Source organism: Sphingomonas sp. 22176, assembly GCF_052045505.1.
Lineage (GTDB): Bacteria > Pseudomonadota > Alphaproteobacteria > Sphingomonadales > Sphingomonadaceae > Sphingomonas.
Genome location: NZ_JBQEPL010000002.1, coordinates 77,632 through 94,370, shown reverse-complemented (window position 1 = coordinate 94,370; position 16,739 = coordinate 77,632). Strand labels below are relative to the sequence as shown.

The following is a 16,739-nucleotide window of genomic DNA, read 5'->3' as shown; positions in this document are numbered from 1 at the left end:
ACACGTTCTGCCGCGCGAGGCAGATAGGACTTTTAGCCTCGTACTCAATAAGGTTGCGCGGGAAGCTAGTGGCTGATTCAAGGCATCTGCGTAGCGGAGGCTTTGTATGGCACGGCAGTTGACGTGGTTGAGCGAGACGGAGTGGGCTCGGATTGAGCCGTTGTTGCCGCGGGGTCGCAAGGAAGCGCGCCGTGTGGATGACCGGTGGGTGATCTTAGGCATCGTACATATGCTTCGGATCGGGGCGCGGTGGCGCGATTGTCCGCCCGAGTACGGCACTTACACGACGATCTACAACCGCTTCCACCGTTGGACCCGCCAAGGCGTGTGGTTCGCGGTTTTTGAGGCGCTCACCGGGCACAGCGGCGTGTGGGGATCCGTCGCGATCGATTCGACCAGCATCAAGGTCCATCGCTCGGCGGCGGGCGCGAAAGGGGGGCCTTCGCGCAAGGCATCGGCACATCGCGCGGTGGACGCACCAGCAAGATCCATGGACTGACCGACCCCGCCGGCCGCCCTCGTATCCTGCTGATCTCGCCCGGCAACACGAGCGACATGACCATGGCGTTCGCCCTGATCGAGGCGGCACGCGGCCGGTTCGACAAGCTGATCGCTGACCGCGGCTATGACAGCAACGCCATCCGCGCCTCCATTCAGACCCAAGACGCCGAGGTCGTCATCCTCGCAGCCCGAAGCCGCAAGCAACCTATCCCCTATAATTGGGATGCCTATCGCACCCGAAACCTGGTCGAACGCCTATGGTGTCGCCTTAAAGACTGGCGACGTGTCGCCACCCGATACGACAAGCTCGCCACCAACTACATGGCTGGTGTCTTCCTCGCCGCCGCCATCACCTTGTGGTGTAATTGAGTCCCGATCCTAGGCAAGAGCGCGCAAAAGACATCGCAACTCTCGAAAAGGAAGGCCCGGGGGACTGCCTGGTGCAGGATCAGCCTCTTCAGGAGCGTCGTCGACGCGCTTGCCTACTACGTGTTCTCGAACGCCGTTTCCCGAAACTGCCAGGGGAGATGGAGAAACGGGACTGGCGCGCGTGTGCGAAGTATTCGGTTTCAGCAGGCTGCCGCAATCGGCGGGACGGCAGACATTGGGATGACCGCGGGCTGCTTCATGACGCGCGGCCCGATGCCACGCCCTGAACCAGCGTGGTCGCGCAGACATTCGGTCGCCTTCGAACCAGTGATAGCGTTCGAGCTGGATGGGCTGAAACTCGCGATTGCTGCTCAACATGTGCCAGGTGCCGAACAAGTCAGCCGGGATCACCCCGGTTACGGGCAGGCCCTCCAAGCTTCCTTCGAATGGATTTGGGGCGTGCAGTCCCGACAGGAAGACCTTACAATCGAAATTCCTGTGTAGGCTCCTTCAAAGGAAAGGCGTCTATACAGGACGAGGTTTGGGTCAGAAACGGTCAGCTGTCCTGGCCGCGTCGAGGCAGTAGAAGCGCCATCCCTCCTCCAAGGCACAGCGTTACCGCCGCGGTTAGCGCGACGGCAGTCTGGAGCGAGCCCGCCAGGTCGGCTAGCACGACGACCAGGATCGGGCTGGCGAACTGACCCGCCCAGAAGCTCGACTGCCACAGGCCGGCGCCTTGCCCACGCTGGGCGAAGCTCAGCAGTGCCATCACGCTGTTGAGCAGCGTCGGCAGCGCGATTCCGCCGGCGAAACCTGTCAGGATCAGGCCGGCGACAAGCGAGGCATGCGCAGTCGCCATCGCCGCGATCATCAGCCCGGCGGCCAGCAGCATGAAGGTACTCAAGCCGGTGACCGACAGCGGATAGCGGCGGAGGACGGGGAAACACGCCGTGCCCGCGACCACTGCGATGTTCGTCATCGCCGACACCATGCCCACCGTCGAGGGCGCGACGGGCCCCAGCGCGTTCAGCAGGAAGGGCGTCTGGATCTGGGCAACGTAAAAGGCGAGCGACATCACCACAGTCGCCGCGCAGATCGCCGCCAGCGGCGCAAGCGGATGCCCTTCGCCCGTCTGCCTACCCTTGCCGGCAGAACGAACTGCCGGGCGATCGGCAGGAACGAAGACCAGAACTAGCGGCAGGACCAGCAATGCCACGGCATAGACGGCGAAGGGCGTGCGCCAGCCGAAATTGCCGAGCAATCCACCGATGATCGCGAAGACTACCGCCGCCGCGGACGCGCAGGCGGTCTGCAGCGACAAGAGGCGCTCGCGGCGCTTCCCCGCATATAGATCGCCCGTCAGCGCCGTCGAGCAGGTCATGATGATGCCTTCAGCCACGCCCATCGCTGCCCGCGACGCAATGATCGCGTCGAGGCTATGGAGGACGAGCGGGAGCAATCCGAACAGCGCATAGAGCAGGAGAGCCGCCACCAGCAGGCGGTGCCGGCCGACACGGTCTGCCAGCCACCCTGTGCCCCAGGAACACAGCGCGATGACCAGCGCTGGGATAGTGAGCGCAATCGACACGCGTGCCCGCAGATCGGGGGTTCCGGCGAAGGCAGCTTCCATTTGCGGCAGCACCTGCGCAACCAGCAGTGTGCCAGCGATGGGCAGGCATGCCAGCGCCGCTAGGATGATGCCTGGGACCAGAGGAACTTCCGTTTCCGTCCGGGTCTCGGCCCCGATCACGGTGGAGGCAATACTGTGCATGGCGCGTTTCCTATGCTGGGCGGATCATCGGACCGGGATAACGACGAGGAAGTTCAGCTGAGGACCATTGGCGTAGTTGCGACTCGTCACCGGCAGGTACAGATTGACGGTCAAGTCGAAGCGCGGCAGCCGGTTGATCTGGAAGCCAGGACCGACATAGAACGCCGAGCGCTTCGTATCGGGTAGGCGGATTCCGCTGATGCGATCGGTATCCAGCTGCTGCACCGCATAGCCGGCCACGCCGACGCTCACGGCCCGCCCGACGTCGCGCGAGACCGAATAGTTGGTGTAGAGCAGCTGACCGGCCTGACCGTCTCGGAACGTGAAGCCGGGGATCGTCGGCGCGTTGGCAATCCGCGTCGTCTTGAAGTTGTATAGATATTGCAGGCGCCCGGAAATGTCCCACCCCTTGGCGGGGAGCACTGTCCAGGCCACGAACGGGTTGAGCGACCAATAGCCGCTGCTTTGGTTCAGGTCGCGGTGGCGATTGAACCCCCCGGTCGGCGCGATCGCGTTCAGCGCAACGCGGAAGGACGCGACCGGATGCCCGTGCTTCAGGATCGGCTTGAACTGGATCGAAGGGCCGAACGTCAGGTCTCCCACGCTGGTGCCGTTGTCCACCAACTGTCGGCCGCCGGCATCGAAGCTGCCATCGATCGAGGTAATCGGCAGCATCAGGTCGAAGGCGATCCGGTTACCGTCGATTGCCCAAGGAGTGGCAATCGACACTTGGTTGATCAAGGTGGCCACCTTGATGCGCGGATTGCGGAACACCGAGGACTCGTTGCCATTCTTGTCGGTAATCGAGTTGGAATCGTTGTAGCGCAGATATTGCAGTAGGGTGACCCCTGGCTTCAGCGTGCTGAAGCCGTCGCCGAAGCTGGTGGCACCCAAATTGATCCCGTTCGGCGGGGTAACCAGATCCGGAATTTGCGAGGCTGGCAGGCCTGCGCTCGATTGTGCCGAGGCGGTGCCGTTAATGGCGGCGGAAATGCAAAGCGTAAGCACGATCCATTTGGTTCTTGAACGCATCTAGTCCTCTCCTCGATGGGGACCTTCAGGCCTCTCATGGTAGTCGGCACGACTCGCAGACTGTATTCCTTTATATCCGGAATAACGATAAAACCAACTAGTTCCAGTATATCTGGAATATGTCCTTTTATGTTGCAGCAAGCGCGGCTTGGTACGGCTGGGCGAGGCCCGCTCGCCCGAGGCCGATCGCCACAAGCTGTTCTGCAATCGCTTCCGCCTGAAGCGGCGTGAACGCGGCGAGCACATACCGGTCGGGGCGGACCAGCAAGATCCGGTCGGCCTTTCCTGCGCCGCCGCCAAGCGTTCCGGCAGTGTCGCGCACCCGTGCGATGGCTTCGGCGGCCGGCGCGGCGCCATTGTCGTCGACGGCTACCAGCCTTGGCGCCAGGCCCGCGAACCCGGGCAGAGTCGCGACCTCTGCCAGCCGTGCTGCGGCAGCGCCGATGCCGACCAGGGCAAATCCGTCACCCAGCAATTCGTCCAGCAGCACCTGCTTGCCGGCGACCATCTCGACAGTCGGCTGGGGCAGCAGCCGACCCACGGCGGTCTTGCGCGCGGTTGCACCGTCCGGGATCAGAAGGCCTTCGGTAAAGCGCGGTGCCGGCTTGTACTTCATCTGTGCGAAATACTCGCGCGCTGCCGGCCAGAGCGCGAGCAACCGGAACAGCGAGCGGGTAGCGAAGCCCGTGGCGTGATTACGCGGTCCCATGATGCGGCCCATGCGCAACGCCAGCTGGATCATCTCGCCGACATGACCGCGTCGTTCGCGCTCATAGGTGTCGAGCAGCTCGCGCGGTAGCGCCCCGCGCGTCACCCAAGCCAGCTTCCACGCGAGATTGTGCGCGTCGCGGATGCAGCTGTTCATGCCCTGGCCCGCGAACGGGGGCGTCAGGTGGCAAGCGTCGCCGGCGAGGAACACCCGCCCGACCGACCAGAGCGGCGCAAGCCGGGCGTGGAAGGTATAGACGGCCTTGCGGCAGATCCGGCTTCCCGGCGCGGCGCCGTGATCGACGAGCAGCCGTTCGACGAAGTCCTGGTCGGTTACGCAGTCCGGTTGCTCGCCCCGGAGCAGCTTGAATTCGAACCGCCGCGTGGTGTTCGGGCCCGGCAGAGCAATGCAGGGGCGATCGGGATCGCAAAACACGATGGTATTGCGGCTGGGCGCAGGCGAATCCTCCAGATCGACGATCAGCCATTGTTCGGAAAAGGTCTCCCCGTCGAGAGCCAGACCCAGGTGCGTGCGGATCGCGCTGCGGGCACCATCGGCTGCGACCAGATAGTCGCAGCGAATCTGCCGCTGCCCCTCCGGCCCTGCCAGTAGCAGCGTGACGCCCGCTTCATCCTGTTCGAACGATTCCAGCGCATGGCCGAACAGCGTGTCGATCGTGGCGGCACCTTCCAGCGTATCACGCAGCGTCGCTTCGAAGCGCGGTTGGCGAAAGGCATTGCGTCGCGGATAGCCATAGGGGCGAGTGGTCGGCTCCACCCTCATGAACATCCGCCCGCGCGGCGATAGATAGTCGGATCCGTAGCCGGCGACGATGTCGGGCAGCACCGCATCGATGATGCCGGCAGCCTGCATCGTGCGCAGCGCTTCGTCGTCGATCGAAACCGCGCGGGGTTCCTGCACCGTCGTCGGGTTTCGCTCGACCAGGAGCGCCCGCGTGCCGTAGCGCGCGAGCAGGTTGGCCAAAGTAAGCCCGGTCGGCCCGGCGCCGACCACGACCACCGGATAGTGATCACGGGCCACGCTATCGGGACAGTCGTGCATCACGCTTCGTCCTGGACAATATTGACGAGCAGCCCCACGCCCGGGATGTCGACTTCAACCGTGTCGCCTGCCTTCATCCAGAGCGGTGGCTGGCGCTTGGCCCCGACCCCGCCCGGCGTGCCGCTGACGATCACGTCCCCCGGAGACAGCGGCGAGAAGGCCGAGAGATATTCGATGATCGTCGGGATCGGGAACAGCATGTCGGCGGTGGGCTGCGACTGCACCATGGTGCCGTTCAGCCGCGTGGTAACCGACAGGGCACGGGGGTCAGGAATTTCGTCCGCTGTCACCAGCCAGGGACCGAAGCTGCCCGTGCCGGGGAAGTTCTTGCCTGGCGTAAACTGGCGCGTGTGCCATTGCCAGTCGCGTACCGAAGCGTCGTTATAGCAGGCATAGCCAGCGACATGGTCCAACGCTTCGGCCGCCGTTATCGCGCGGCCGCCCTTGCCGATCACCACTGCCAGCTCGCCTTCATAATCGAGCATGGTGGAGACGCGCGGCCGCACGATCGCCGCGCCATGCGCGGTCTGGCTGTCCGCGAAGCGCGTGAAGATCGAGGGGTGCTCGGTCTTGTCGCGGCCAGTCTCCTGACGGTGCATCTCGTAATTATGACCGACGCAGAAGATCTTTTGCGGATTGGGGATGACCGGCAGCAGCGTGACGTCCGGCAGCGCCAGGTGCGCGCTGGCTGCAGCCGCCGCTGCCGCCTCGCCGAGCGCATTGGCCGCGATCAGTGACTTTAGATCGGGATAGCGGCTCGCCAGTAGCGCGCCGATGTCATGGACCTGGTCGCCATCGACGATGCCATAGCTGGCACGGCCGCCGAGGTCGAAACTCGCCAACTTCATGAATTGTTCTCCGGTGAAATGGGTGTGGTTCAGCTGCGCAGCAGCCCCTGTCCCCAGCTGTTCAGCGTGCGTTGGACGTGCGGCCATTGCCCGACCGGCCGGTCGTGCCGGACGATCTCCAGCTCGGCGGAAATTTCCACCCAATTGCCGTCGGGATCGTGGACGAACAGGAACAGGTTGTTGCCCGGCCCGTGGCGGCCGGGGCCCCATTGGATCGGGATGTGAAGGGCGGCCAGGTGGTCGGCCCAGTCGCGGATCGCATTCCAGTCCGTGGTTTCATAGCAATGATGGTCAAAGCGGTCTTCGCCCGCCAAGAACACCGCGAAGCTGTGATGCTCGTCGCTGCAGCGCAGGAACGAGGTGCGCACGCCGCCTTGATCGTCGAGCACGTCGTCCGAAAGCGTGAAGCCCAGCACGTCGATGAAGAAACGGGTGATCCGCTCGGGAGCGCGACTGGCCAGCACCACGTGCTGCAGGCGGGCCGGCGGCACGGTGGCGGGAGGAAGGATGTCGTTGGCGGAGTCCGCGACACCGAACACGAAGCGGTTGCCATCCGGATCGCGCACGGCAACCGCTTCGGCGAAGCACCAGGTCGTGCCGTCGTCATACGGATTTCCAGCAGCGTCCAGTCGGCGCCGCAGGCGGTCCAACTCCTCGGCATCCGGAAGCGCGAAGCCGGCCGACAGCAATGATCTCGGCTTGCCGCGCGACAGCATCAGCATGCGGTCCGGAGCGGATGCCAGAAAACCGTCCGCAATTGCCCGCACCGAATTGCCCATTGCCTGTTGGTAGAAAACCGCGCTCACCTGCGGGTCCGCGCAGCCGATCTCCAGATAGTGCAGCCGGGCGACGAGGGTGGCGCGCGGGCGCCCCCAACGGTCGGCAGAAAATACGGGCATGACATCCTCCGATAGCGACGACGTGCGGGCCACTTCAAAAATATGCTTTATTCCTATTATGCTGGAATATTGCTGTCAACTGGAAGGTAGCGCCGCTAGACACCGCATAAGGAGTTGGACTGACAGTCCGCCTGGCTTGGAGAGGCTATATGACGGAGCTTCTCCCAGACACGCCGGATTGTACCGGTCCACTCTACACCCCGTCCGGGTTCGAAGGCGGCTCGCGCGATCTTGAGGTGGCAGGAAATCTGCGGGCGGTTCATGCAGGTACGCCGGCCCCTCTAACCGCCGATGCCGGAAGTCGACATCTTCATCAATGTCGACGGCGCCGTCACTGCGTTCCGGTTCGTTCACGGGTTCAGCGCGTCGGCAAGCATATCGGCGGGCTGGCGATGACCGGCCCCAGGCTCAAGCATCTCAGTCTCGAACTGGGCGGCAACGCGCCGGTCGTTGTGCTGGCGGATGCCGACTTCGATCTCGCGTTGCACACTGCGGCATTCGCCCGCTTCCTCCACAACGGCCAGACCTGCATGAGCGGCAACCGCATCATCTTCGACACGACGGTGCATGACGCCTCTGTCGAACGGTTCGTCACGCATGTCCGCACGCTGAAGGCTGGCAACCCGGCAAACTCGGCGACGGTGATCGGCCCGCTGATCGCTGCCCACCAACGCGATGCGGCGCTCCTACCATCGCCGTGGCGCGGGCAGCCGGCTTTACCGAGCATCTGGTCAGTGAGGCGCAAGGGTCGGTGGTGCCGCCGCATAGCTTCTCGGGCGTGGGCAATGACAGCGCCTTGGCCCAGGCGGAGCAGCTCGCCCCAGTTGCCGTCATCATCCGCGCCGAAGACGAGGCCGATGCCATCCGGTTGGCCAACGCCGCCGAATATGGTCTGTCCAGCGCGATCTTCACCCACGACGTGGCACGCGGCATGGAAGCCGGCGCGGCAGACCAAACCGGGGATGACCTATGTTGACGACATCTTGACCCAGGACAGCCCGTCCAACATGTTCGGCGGCGAGAAGAACAGCGGGCACGGCAGATTCAACGTCGACTGAACGGTCGCCGAATGCACCACGATCATTGGGTGACGGTCCAGGAAACGCCGCGCGCTATCCGTTCTGAAGCGGATCGGATGCGCCGGCTTGGCTCCTCAGGCCGTGGCAAGCGCGGCCGTTAACGTCGCCGCCGCTTCGGCCACGGCGACCCCCGCCTGCGCCAAGGCCGAGCTGCCTTCCGGATAGTCATAGGCCGGCACCACCAGGCCGATCGATCCCAGGACCTCGCCCTGCCCGTCGAACACCGGCGCCGAGATGCCCATCATGCCCGGGTCCAGTTCGCCGACCGTTACCAGCACGCCGGCCTTGCGCATTTGGCGCATCGTCCGGCGAAACGCTTCCCACCCGTCACCCAGCCCGGCGGCGGCGACGCCGATCGGGTCGGAATCGTAGAAGCGACGCAGCGTCCGGGTGCCGAGATGCGCAAGGATGGACTTGGAGGCAGCGCCACGCGTCAGCGGCATCGGGCGTCCACGTTCATAGCTGATCGACGCCGTCGGAGCATGGCGCACCGCCTGATCAACGCACATCACCCGCAGGCGATAGATCCGGCACAACAGGCCGATCGCCTCGCCCTCAATTGCTTCCACGAGCCCATGGAGCGGTCCTTGCGCCTCGTGGATCAGCGGGTCGAAGCGGCGCAGTAGCCGGTCCATTTCGATGACTGCGGGACCGATGGTATAGCGGCCGCTCTTGTCGGAGGTGAGCAGCCCTGCAGCCACCAGGCTGCCGACATATTGATAGGCCGTGCTGCCTGACAGGGCGAGGGTGGAGGCAATCGCATCCACCGTCCAGTTCGGTTGCTCCATCGTGAACAGCCCCAGGATGGAAAGTACCTTGTCCGCCGTTGCCATGCCATGCCATGCCTCGCGACGCCAAAATTGGCCGTCCGTTCGATGTTTCATAGCAGGCGCGGCTTCCCCGACAACCGGTTCGATCGCGGTGACGACTCTTTCGGTTCGCGGTGCATACCGCGCGGGCGACGTTGCTGGGCATCCTCCTCGCTTGGCTGGGCGGGCTGCATCACCTATGGTGGGCAGGGATGACGGTGTGGTTGATCGCCTCGCCGAGGCGACGGCTTGCTTGACCGCTTCGTCTCACGCCTCAGCGGGACGGTGGTCGGCGCCGCAGCGGGCGAAGCGCTGCTGCTGTGGTGGAAGGGCGAGCCGCTCCCGCCCCTGGTAGCACTGACCCCTTCGCCATTTCCGCACCTATGCGTTCGTGCTGTTGGGCTATTCGGCGGCAATCGTGGTGCTGTTCGCGCTAGCCACATCGCCGCTGTCAAGCGGCGATGTGGCGCTGAACCGGGTGCTATGCTCGATCATCGAGATATCATGTTCGTCCATCGTCGCGTTGGGACTGGTATCTGGGGACGATGTGGGCGAGCGAATTCCAAATTGAAGTGCGAAAAATAGGCAATCTTCGGTGTTCAGCCGCTTGACGGTTTCGCAGCGTGCGCCATTATCGGCAACTGAATCTGGACGAACAGCGACGTCTCTATCAGCTTCGGCAGTCCGGAAGAAGTGTCTGTGAGGCTGCCACGGAGGTTGGCCGCCACGTGTCGACCATTTATCGAAAGTTGAAGCGGAACCGGCACCTGGATGATGAGGCGATGTTCCGCGGCTATTTCACGTTGCTTGCGAACGACAAGACAACGGCTCGCCGGCGCCGACAGCTCAAGATTGCGCGGAATTTTTTATTGGCAGCCTCTGTCATGGGCCGCCTTCAGGCAGCTTGGTCTCGTGTTGAAAAACGCACCCTTGAAGTCGCGGTGACGGTCTGGTCCACTCTCGTCGGTTGGCGCGAGTGCCGATACGCAACGCCGATACCGGAGGTGCAGCACCAGCTTCACAACCGCAGCGGCTTCACTTCGGACGTGAAGCTGGGGGTTCGCAGTGGAGCCGCCGGCATGTAAAGTTGATTGCCAGGAAATGCCCAGAGCAGACCGGCTGCGGTAACTTCGCATGATCAGCATCCGTCAAAGGCGAACACAGATTTCGCCGCCCACCCGAAGTGTTTGGAAGATCTGCGCCCGGGCGGAACTTCCAGCTTACTGGAACCATTCGCCGAACGCATCTCCGCAATTGGCTGACCAGAAGGTTAAAGCTGTCTTAAGTGGACCTGTGCCTCGTGCGAGCATGATAAGAGGCTCGGCCTAATCACTATAAGCATCCGCTTTGCCAATCGCGCATGCCCACGCCGTAGAAACTTGCAGAAGCCCGGAATTCTGTTAACGCGAATGCGTCTTAATAGAGAAAGGGTGATTGTGAGTTCCTCGTACGTCCTTGCTCTGTCGGCTGCGGCTCTGGCAATTGTCCAGCCCACGCCCGGGCGCGCCCAGGCGGACCAGGCCGGGGCCGACGACGGCTCGATCGTCGTGACCGGTCAACGCACCATCGATCGAACAGCGACAAAGACGGATACGCCCCTGATCCTGACGCCGCAGATGATTTCCGTGATCGATCGATCGCAAATCCAACTGCAAAATATCCAGACCGTCACTCAGGCTTTGCGCTATGTCCCTGGCGTCCAGACCGAGCTTGGCGGCGCTGACAACCGCATCGAGGCCAACCAGTTCACGATCCGCGGCTTCGTGCCGCAAGAGTATCTCGATGGGCTGCGCCTGCAGTCGGGCTCTTGGGCGGCGCCGCAATTCGACCCTTATGCACTGGACCGGATCGATGTCCTCAAAGGACCGTCCTCGGTCCTGTACGGCCAGTCGTCGCCGGGAGGGCTTGTGGCGCTCACCAGCCGTCGCCCTTCTGCGACACCGGGAGGCGAGGTCATGTTCCAGACCGGTAACTGGAATCGCCTGCAAGGCGCTGCCGACATTACTGGGCCGCTGACCGGCGATGGGCAGCTCAGCTATCGTCTGACGGGGCTGGTGCGCGACACAGATACGCAGATTGATCACACCAAGTATCGCAAGTGGTTCGTCGCGCCGGCGATAAGCTGGCATCCCGACAGCGCTACCGAGTTTACCATCCTCGCCAATTACCAGCGCGAGCCGGATGGCGGCTTCTACAATCAGATTCCCTCGCCGGGCTCCGGCCAGTCCAGCCCTTTCGGCAAGATCCCCACATCATTCTACGGCGGCGAGCCCGATTATGACCGGCTACACCGGACCCAGGAGTCGATCGGCTACAGCTTCTCGCATCGGTTCAGCGACGTTTGGCAGTTCCGGTCAAACTTCCGCTACATGCACATTTCGACCGACTACCGCACGGTCCTGTTCGAGGCTCTCGCGGCCGATGGACACACGCTGCAGCGCTCGCCTTATCAGGCGATCGAAAAGCTGAACACGCTCGCCATCGACAATCAGATGCAGGGGGATTTCGACACCGGGCCGATCAAGCACAAGCTGCTCGTCGGCTTGGATTATCAGTATAGCAAGTGGGATCATCAAGCTTATTACGGCTTCAAGGCGGCGCCGACGCTAGATTGGCTCGACCCGGTCTACGGAAAACAGATCCCCACTGCGGCAATCTTCCAGAACGGCCTGCAGAAGCAAAACCAGACCGGCATCTACGCGCAGGACCAGCTCTCACTAGGCGGAATGAACCTCGTGCTTGGCGGGCGCGAGGACTGGGTCTCCATATCGGACCAGAACCGCCTGACCGGCAGGCTCACCGATCTCGATCAGCGGGCCTTCACCGGCCGAGCCGGGTTGATCTACCTGTTCGACTTCGGGCTCGCGCCCTATGTCAGCTACTCGACCTCGTTCCAGCCGATATTGGGGGCCGGATTCGACGGCGTCCTGTTCAGGCCAACGCGCGGCAAGCAGTACGAAGCCGGCGTCAAATATCAGCCGGTCAGCTTCCCGGGGTTTGTGACAGCGTCGGTCTACAAGCTGACCCAGAGCAACGTCACCACCGCTGATCCGGCGCACGCCGGCGCCACGGCGCAGTTGGGCGAATATGAAGCGAAGGGTATTGAGCTCGACGGCCATCTGACGCCGATAAAGGGGCTCGATCTGCGCGCCACCTATGGCCACCTCGACATCAAGGTGTCGGATGCGCCGGCCGCGTCCGGTCTCAAAGGCAAGGTTCCGCCCAGCAACGCCAAAAACACCGCGACCGTCTGGGCCGACTATGCTCCTACTGGCAGCGCACTTGCCGGCCTGACGATCGGAGGCGGCGTCCGCTATATCGGCAAATCATACGGCAATTTCGCAAACAGCTATCAGGTCGTCGACAACGTCCTGCTCGATGCGGTGATCGGCTATGATCTGGCGCATCTCTCGCCGCGGCTCGCGCACTGGTCGGTCCAGCTCAACGCTACCAACCTCCTCGACAAGACCTATGTCTCATCGTGCGGCAATCTCGGTTGCTACTACGGTCTGCGCCGCCAGATCATCGCCAATATCCGCTACGCCTGGTAGCTGCGCATGACCTCCACGCAGCTTCGCCGATGGCGCTGGATCCACAAATGGTCGAGCATCATTTGCACGGCATTACTGCTGGTGCTGTGCGTCACCGGTTTGCCGTTGATCTTCTCCGACGAGATTGATGCTGCCCTCACACCGATCACACGGCAGACTCCACCGACATCTGATGACGACGCACCGCTTGACGAGAGCGTTGCAAAGGCGCTCGCCAAACAAGCGGGTGCGGTGCCGATGTCGCTGACGTGGACGCCCGACGGCCCGCATCGTCTGATATTGTGGTCCGCGCCTCGTGCCATGGCCGCTCCCGGCGAATTCCGTGGCGCCGTGATCGACCTCAGGGATGGCGCAGTGCTGGCCGAGCGGAGGCTAGGGAGCCGAATGACCGACGTCATTCATGCGATACACGAGGACTTGATCCTGGGTCTTCCCGGCTCGCTGTTGCTCTGTCTTATGGGCTTGCTGTTCGTCCTGGCGCTCGTCTCCGGCGTCGTCTTGTATGCGCCATTCATGCGCAATCTGCCGTTCGCGACGATCCGCATCGAGGGTGCGAAGCGAACGAAGCGCCTGGACACGCACAACTTCGTTGGCGTGGTCGTTCTAGCGTGGACGTCTGTGGTCGGAATAACCGGCGTCGCCAACACCCTGGCCCGGCCGCTGTTCCAGTTATGGCAGGCCGACCAGCTCGCGGCGATGATCCGGCCGTGGCATGACAAACCGGTACCGTCGCACATCGTGAGTGCGGGCTCCGCGGTCGCAGCAGCTCAGCGCGCTGTGCCGGACATGCAGCCCGAAAGCCTCGCGTTTCCTTATTCTCGTTTCGGAAGCCCGCACCACTATATCGTCTGGTTCAAAGGTTCGACGACGCTGACATCGCGATTGGAAACGCCGGTGCTGGTCGAGGCTGCTACCGGTCGCGTCGTCGAGAAGAGGCAACTGCCCTGGTACCTCCGCGCGCTCGAGATCTCTCGGCCGTTGCACTTCGGCGATTACGGCGGATTGCCGTTAAAGCTGCTGTGGGCGGTACTCGATGTCGCCACGATCATCGTCCTCATCACCGGTATCCAACTCCTGATTCGTCCCCTCGGGAGGCCCGCGTGACCCGGGGCGGCTGGACAACGTGGCGATGGCCCGTAGCGATCGCAATCGTCACCTTCTTCGGGCTGTTCACGGCCTTGTTGATGGGTGGCACGGTCGGAGCTGTCGCCGGCTGGATCGGTTTGGGTTGTCCAGCTTTGCTCTTGCTCGCGCGAGCAGCGATAGGACAGTCAGGAAGGAATTGATCCCGACGCCAATCGGGTATGATGAGTGCCCGGATGTTCTTTTAGCGGCAGGGCAAAGCTCGTGGCAGCGCTCGTCCGCATGCGGTATCGGATACGGCGGCACGGCACCGGCTGGAAGCGCACGGCGCGGAATGACAGGCAGGAATGGGTAGTGAAGCGACGCGAGCGAACGCGCCAGCTAATCGAGCTCGGCGGCCTGGTTACCAAAGCCGGACTGGTCGAACTCGCCGACGATGATCGCGCCGTATTGTTCTGTGTGATGATCGACGCGGCTGCCACGCTAGGGCTGGGACCCATAAATGGGATTCCCTGGGCGCGAGAGATGTGATTCACGCTTGACATTGATGTGGAGGGTGAGTTGCCGGGAGAGTTCTGGCTGAACGACGAGCAGTGGGATCGGCTGCGACCGCTGCTGCCAAACAAGCCGCGAGGTGTGCCGCGGGTCGACGACCGTAGGGTGATCAGCGGCATCGTCCATGTGCTGCAGGCAGGCTGCCGTTGGAAGGACGCGTCGAGCGCCTATGGTCCGCACAAGACGCTGTACAATCGGCATAAGCGTTGGTCGGAAAAGGGCGTCTGGCAGGCGGTATTCGAAGCACTGGCCGCTGCCGGCGGGCCACCGGCTGAGGTTCTGATCGACAGCACGCATGTGAAGGCCCACCGTTCGGCTGCCGGCGGAAAAGGGGGGCGTACGTCCAGGCAATCGGCATCAGTCGAGGCGGGCGCAACACGAAGATCCATGCCATCGCCGACGCCCAAGGCAAGCCGCTCGCCTTCCTCCTGACGCCTGGCCAGGCAGCAGACTGTCGGGCAGCAGAGGCATTGCTCGACGGCCTGCCGGCCCGCTGCATTGTCCATGCCGACCGCGCCTATGACACCAACCGCATCCGCGACCTCATCGAGCGGCAGGGTGCTGTTCCCAACATCCCGCCCAAGGCCAACCGACGCTGGGAAAGCTGCTTCAGCCGCAGCCTCTACAAGGGCCGCAACGCCATCGAACGCATGTTTTGCCGCCTCAAGGACTGCCGACGCCTCGCCACGCGCTATGACCACACCGCCGCCGTCTTCCTCGGCAGCATACGCCTCGCTGCCACCGTTATGTGGTTTTGTGAGTCCGGGCCCTAAAACGAACAACAGGATCAGGCTCTGACATTATGGCAATGGCATGGGCGTCGCGCGTTCGAGCAGCTGCAAAATGCGTAATGCCGCCGCATCTTCCAACATATTTTGGCAGACGGAGCACCCACGCTCCTATAATCATAAGGTCGGCAGCATGCCGAAAAACAAGGAGCAGGGACTCAGAATGTCTGAGCAGAGCAATACCGACCCCGTTGAACTCGCAAGCGACCTCACCATTGCCTGGTTATCGAACCCGAACAATCGCGCGTCTATGGAGGATGTCTCCACCTTTCTGCGCACGATGCACGCAGATGTGATTGCACTTTCAGGCGGCATCGCGAGCATGGAAGGCGCGAGCGAAGAACCTGCGTCGGAAGGGTTCACGCCCGCCGTCTCGGTCCGCAAATCGCTGGCTTCGAAAGACCACATTATTTCGCTGATCGACGGCAAGCCGTATCGGACGCTCCGCCGGCATCTGAGCACGCACGGTCTGACGCCCGAGGAATATCGCGCGCGCTACAATCTGAAGGCCGATTATCCGATGGTGGCGCCGACCTATTCGGAGCAGCGCCGCGCGATGGCGCACAAGATCGGCCTCGGTGCCAAGGGCCGCGCAGCGCGCAACGCACCCGCCGAAGCGCCCGCCCCGAAACCCGCGCGCAAGCCGCGCGCGAAGGCGGCACCCACTGCCTGAATCCAATCGCGCGCCGAGGCTGCATGCCTCGCCGCGCGACGATCATGCGGCGGCAGCTTGCTCCAGCGCCCCGATGCGTTCTTCGCAGATCACCTGCACCGCCTGCCCCAGCATTTCGACGCGCTCGCCCAGCCACGCCAGTTCCTCGTCGCTGATCCGGTAGTGCTTGGAATAGCGCGCCTTCACATAGGCCTCCTTCAGCTTCTCGAACCGCGAACGGTCGATGCGCTGATCGCGCGGCCAAGCGTCAATCAACCGCGGGTCGATGCGCTCTGCCTGGGTGCGCAGGAAACCAAGATTGTGAACGTGCGGGGTGTAGAATGTGCAGACCAGAAGCACACAGTGATAGAGGCGCTCGGCCGCCTGATGTAGGTCGAAAGCAGCTTTCTTCAGCTTACCTCTCGCGACCGCATCCTTGCACCCATCGAAGAAGTCTTGGGCGCTCGGCATCCACTCGCCATAATACTCTTGCGCCATCGCCAGCGCCTGCGGAGGCGTCTTCGGCTTAGGCTGGTGCAGTTCGGTGGGTTCGCTCTCGTAGAGCGCGATGCCATCGCGGGCGACGTCCATGAAGAAATAACGCCCGTGCGCCAGGCCATCATTCACCTCATGCAGGGTGTGCACGATGAAATTGACTGGGGTGCGCAGCGTCTTCGTGATCGCCAGTTCGCGGTTGAGCCTATCCTCGGCGGTCGCCCAGAACTCCACCCGGTCGGTGAGCTTGTCGCTGTTGACGATGACCAGCAGGTCGAAGTCCGACTGATAGCCCTTGGCGGTATGCGGTTCGTCGACCCAACCGCCGCGCGCATAGCTGCCGTAGAGGATCACCTTGAGAATGCGCGCCTGCTTCTTCCAGTCGGAGGTGGCAATGGCGATCGCGTCGCCAAACTCCTCGAACAGGATCTGGACGACGCGCTCCAGCTCGCGCTGCTTGGCTGGGGGCAGATGGTCGAGGCTGGTCCTCATGGATCGATCCTAACGCGATGATGCCGCGGCGTACACCTCGCCCG

15 protein-coding genes and 2 pseudogenes are annotated in these 16,739 nt (G+C 63.1%); 10 read left to right on the top strand and 7 right to left on the bottom strand.

Annotated elements, in window-relative coordinates; genetic code table 11:
- Window positions 1–106 precede the first annotated feature (106 nt).
- A protein-coding gene (locus ACTJKY_RS08330) for an IS5 family transposase (RefSeq protein WP_440845387.1) occupies window positions 107–870 on the top strand; the annotation gives its coding sequence in 2 pieces (ribosomal slippage) (window positions 107–445 and window positions 448–870; 762 coding nt in all).
- Between the two features lie 556 nt (window positions 871–1,426).
- On the opposite strand, the gene ACTJKY_RS08325 is transcribed toward ACTJKY_RS08330, so the two are convergent.
- The 5 genes from ACTJKY_RS08325 to ACTJKY_RS08305 form a co-directional block, all read right to left on the bottom strand.
- Window positions 1,427–2,641 carry an MFS transporter gene (locus tag ACTJKY_RS08325; protein WP_440845385.1) on the bottom strand — a complete coding sequence of 405 codons (1,215 nt, stop codon included), beginning with the start codon at window positions 2,639–2,641 and terminating at the stop codon, window positions 1,427–1,429.
- 24 nt (window positions 2,642–2,665) lie between these two features.
- Window positions 2,666–3,673: a SphA family protein gene (locus ACTJKY_RS08320; protein WP_440845383.1), complete on the bottom strand. Its 1,008-nt coding sequence runs from the start codon at window positions 3,671–3,673 to the stop codon at window positions 2,666–2,668.
- 127 nt (window positions 3,674–3,800) lie between these two features.
- The gene (locus tag ACTJKY_RS08315) at window positions 3,801–5,444 is read right to left on the bottom strand and encodes a bifunctional 3-(3-hydroxy-phenyl)propionate/3-hydroxycinnamic acid hydroxylase (RefSeq protein WP_440845381.1); all 1,644 of its coding nucleotides are present in this window, start codon (window positions 5,442–5,444) and stop codon (window positions 3,801–3,803) included.
- Window positions 5,444–6,292, bottom strand: a complete 849-nt coding sequence (locus tag ACTJKY_RS08310; protein WP_440845379.1) for a fumarylacetoacetate hydrolase family protein — start codon at window positions 6,290–6,292, stop codon at window positions 5,444–5,446. The genes ACTJKY_RS08315 and ACTJKY_RS08310 overlap by 1 nt, the downstream gene beginning before the upstream one ends.
- Window positions 6,293–6,321: 29 nt before the next feature.
- Window positions 6,322–7,224, bottom strand: coding sequence for a VOC family protein (locus ACTJKY_RS08305; RefSeq protein ID WP_440845377.1), 903 nt, complete (start codon window positions 7,222–7,224; stop codon window positions 6,322–6,324).
- A 116-nt stretch (window positions 7,225–7,340) separates the two neighbouring features.
- Between ACTJKY_RS08305 and ACTJKY_RS08300 the strand changes: the two are divergent.
- Window positions 7,341–7,808: pseudogene (locus tag ACTJKY_RS08300) on the top strand (aldehyde dehydrogenase family protein); the annotation flags it as partial.
- Window positions 7,809–7,888: 80 nt separating this feature from the next.
- Window positions 7,889–8,167 (top strand): aldehyde dehydrogenase family protein, encoded by a 279-nt coding sequence (locus ACTJKY_RS08295; protein WP_440845375.1) that lies wholly within the window; start codon window positions 7,889–7,891, stop codon window positions 8,165–8,167.
- 177 nt (window positions 8,168–8,344) lie between these two features.
- Here the strand turns inward: ACTJKY_RS08295 and ACTJKY_RS08290 are convergent, their stop codons facing one another.
- Window positions 8,345–9,103 (bottom strand): IclR family transcriptional regulator, encoded by a 759-nt coding sequence (locus tag ACTJKY_RS08290; RefSeq protein ID WP_440845373.1) that lies wholly within the window; start codon window positions 9,101–9,103, stop codon window positions 8,345–8,347.
- Between the two features lie 352 nt (window positions 9,104–9,455).
- Between ACTJKY_RS08290 and ACTJKY_RS08285 the strand changes: the two are divergent.
- The 7 genes and pseudogenes from ACTJKY_RS08285 to ACTJKY_RS08255 all read left to right on the top strand — a co-directional run.
- Window positions 9,456–9,650 (top strand): annotated as a pseudogene (locus tag ACTJKY_RS08285) (hypothetical protein); the annotation flags it as partial.
- Between the two features lie 52 nt (window positions 9,651–9,702).
- Window positions 9,703–10,164, top strand: a complete 462-nt coding sequence (locus ACTJKY_RS08280) for a helix-turn-helix domain-containing protein (protein WP_440845371.1) — start codon at window positions 9,703–9,705, stop codon at window positions 10,162–10,164.
- A 351-nt stretch (window positions 10,165–10,515) separates the two neighbouring features.
- Window positions 10,516–12,630, top strand: a complete 2,115-nt coding sequence (locus ACTJKY_RS08275; RefSeq protein WP_440845369.1) for a TonB-dependent siderophore receptor — start codon at window positions 10,516–10,518, stop codon at window positions 12,628–12,630.
- A gap of 6 nt (window positions 12,631–12,636) precedes the next feature.
- Window positions 12,637–13,734: a PepSY-associated TM helix domain-containing protein gene (locus tag ACTJKY_RS08270; RefSeq protein ID WP_440845367.1), complete on the top strand. Its 1,098-nt coding sequence runs from the start codon at window positions 12,637–12,639 to the stop codon at window positions 13,732–13,734.
- Window positions 13,735–13,977: 243 nt separating this feature from the next.
- Window positions 13,978–14,244 (top strand): conjugal transfer protein TraD, encoded by a 267-nt coding sequence (locus ACTJKY_RS08265; protein ID WP_440845365.1) that lies wholly within the window; start codon window positions 13,978–13,980, stop codon window positions 14,242–14,244.
- Between the two features lie 30 nt (window positions 14,245–14,274).
- Window positions 14,275–15,041, top strand: a protein-coding gene (locus ACTJKY_RS08260) for an IS5 family transposase (RefSeq protein ID WP_440846305.1) whose coding sequence is annotated in 2 segments (ribosomal slippage) — window positions 14,275–14,610 and window positions 14,613–15,041 — 765 coding nt in all. Because the reading frame shifts where the segments join, the coding sequence is not laid out codon by codon here.
- 178 nt (window positions 15,042–15,219) lie between these two features.
- Window positions 15,220–15,729, top strand: coding sequence for a MucR family transcriptional regulator (locus ACTJKY_RS08255; RefSeq protein ID WP_440845363.1), 510 nt, complete (start codon window positions 15,220–15,222; stop codon window positions 15,727–15,729).
- 42 nt (window positions 15,730–15,771) lie between these two features.
- Here the strand turns inward: ACTJKY_RS08255 and ACTJKY_RS08250 are convergent, their stop codons facing one another.
- A complete protein-coding gene (locus ACTJKY_RS08250; protein ID WP_440845361.1) occupies window positions 15,772–16,695 on the bottom strand; it encodes a HEPN domain-containing protein in 924 nt (307 codons plus the stop codon).
- Window positions 16,696–16,739 lie beyond the last annotated feature (44 nt).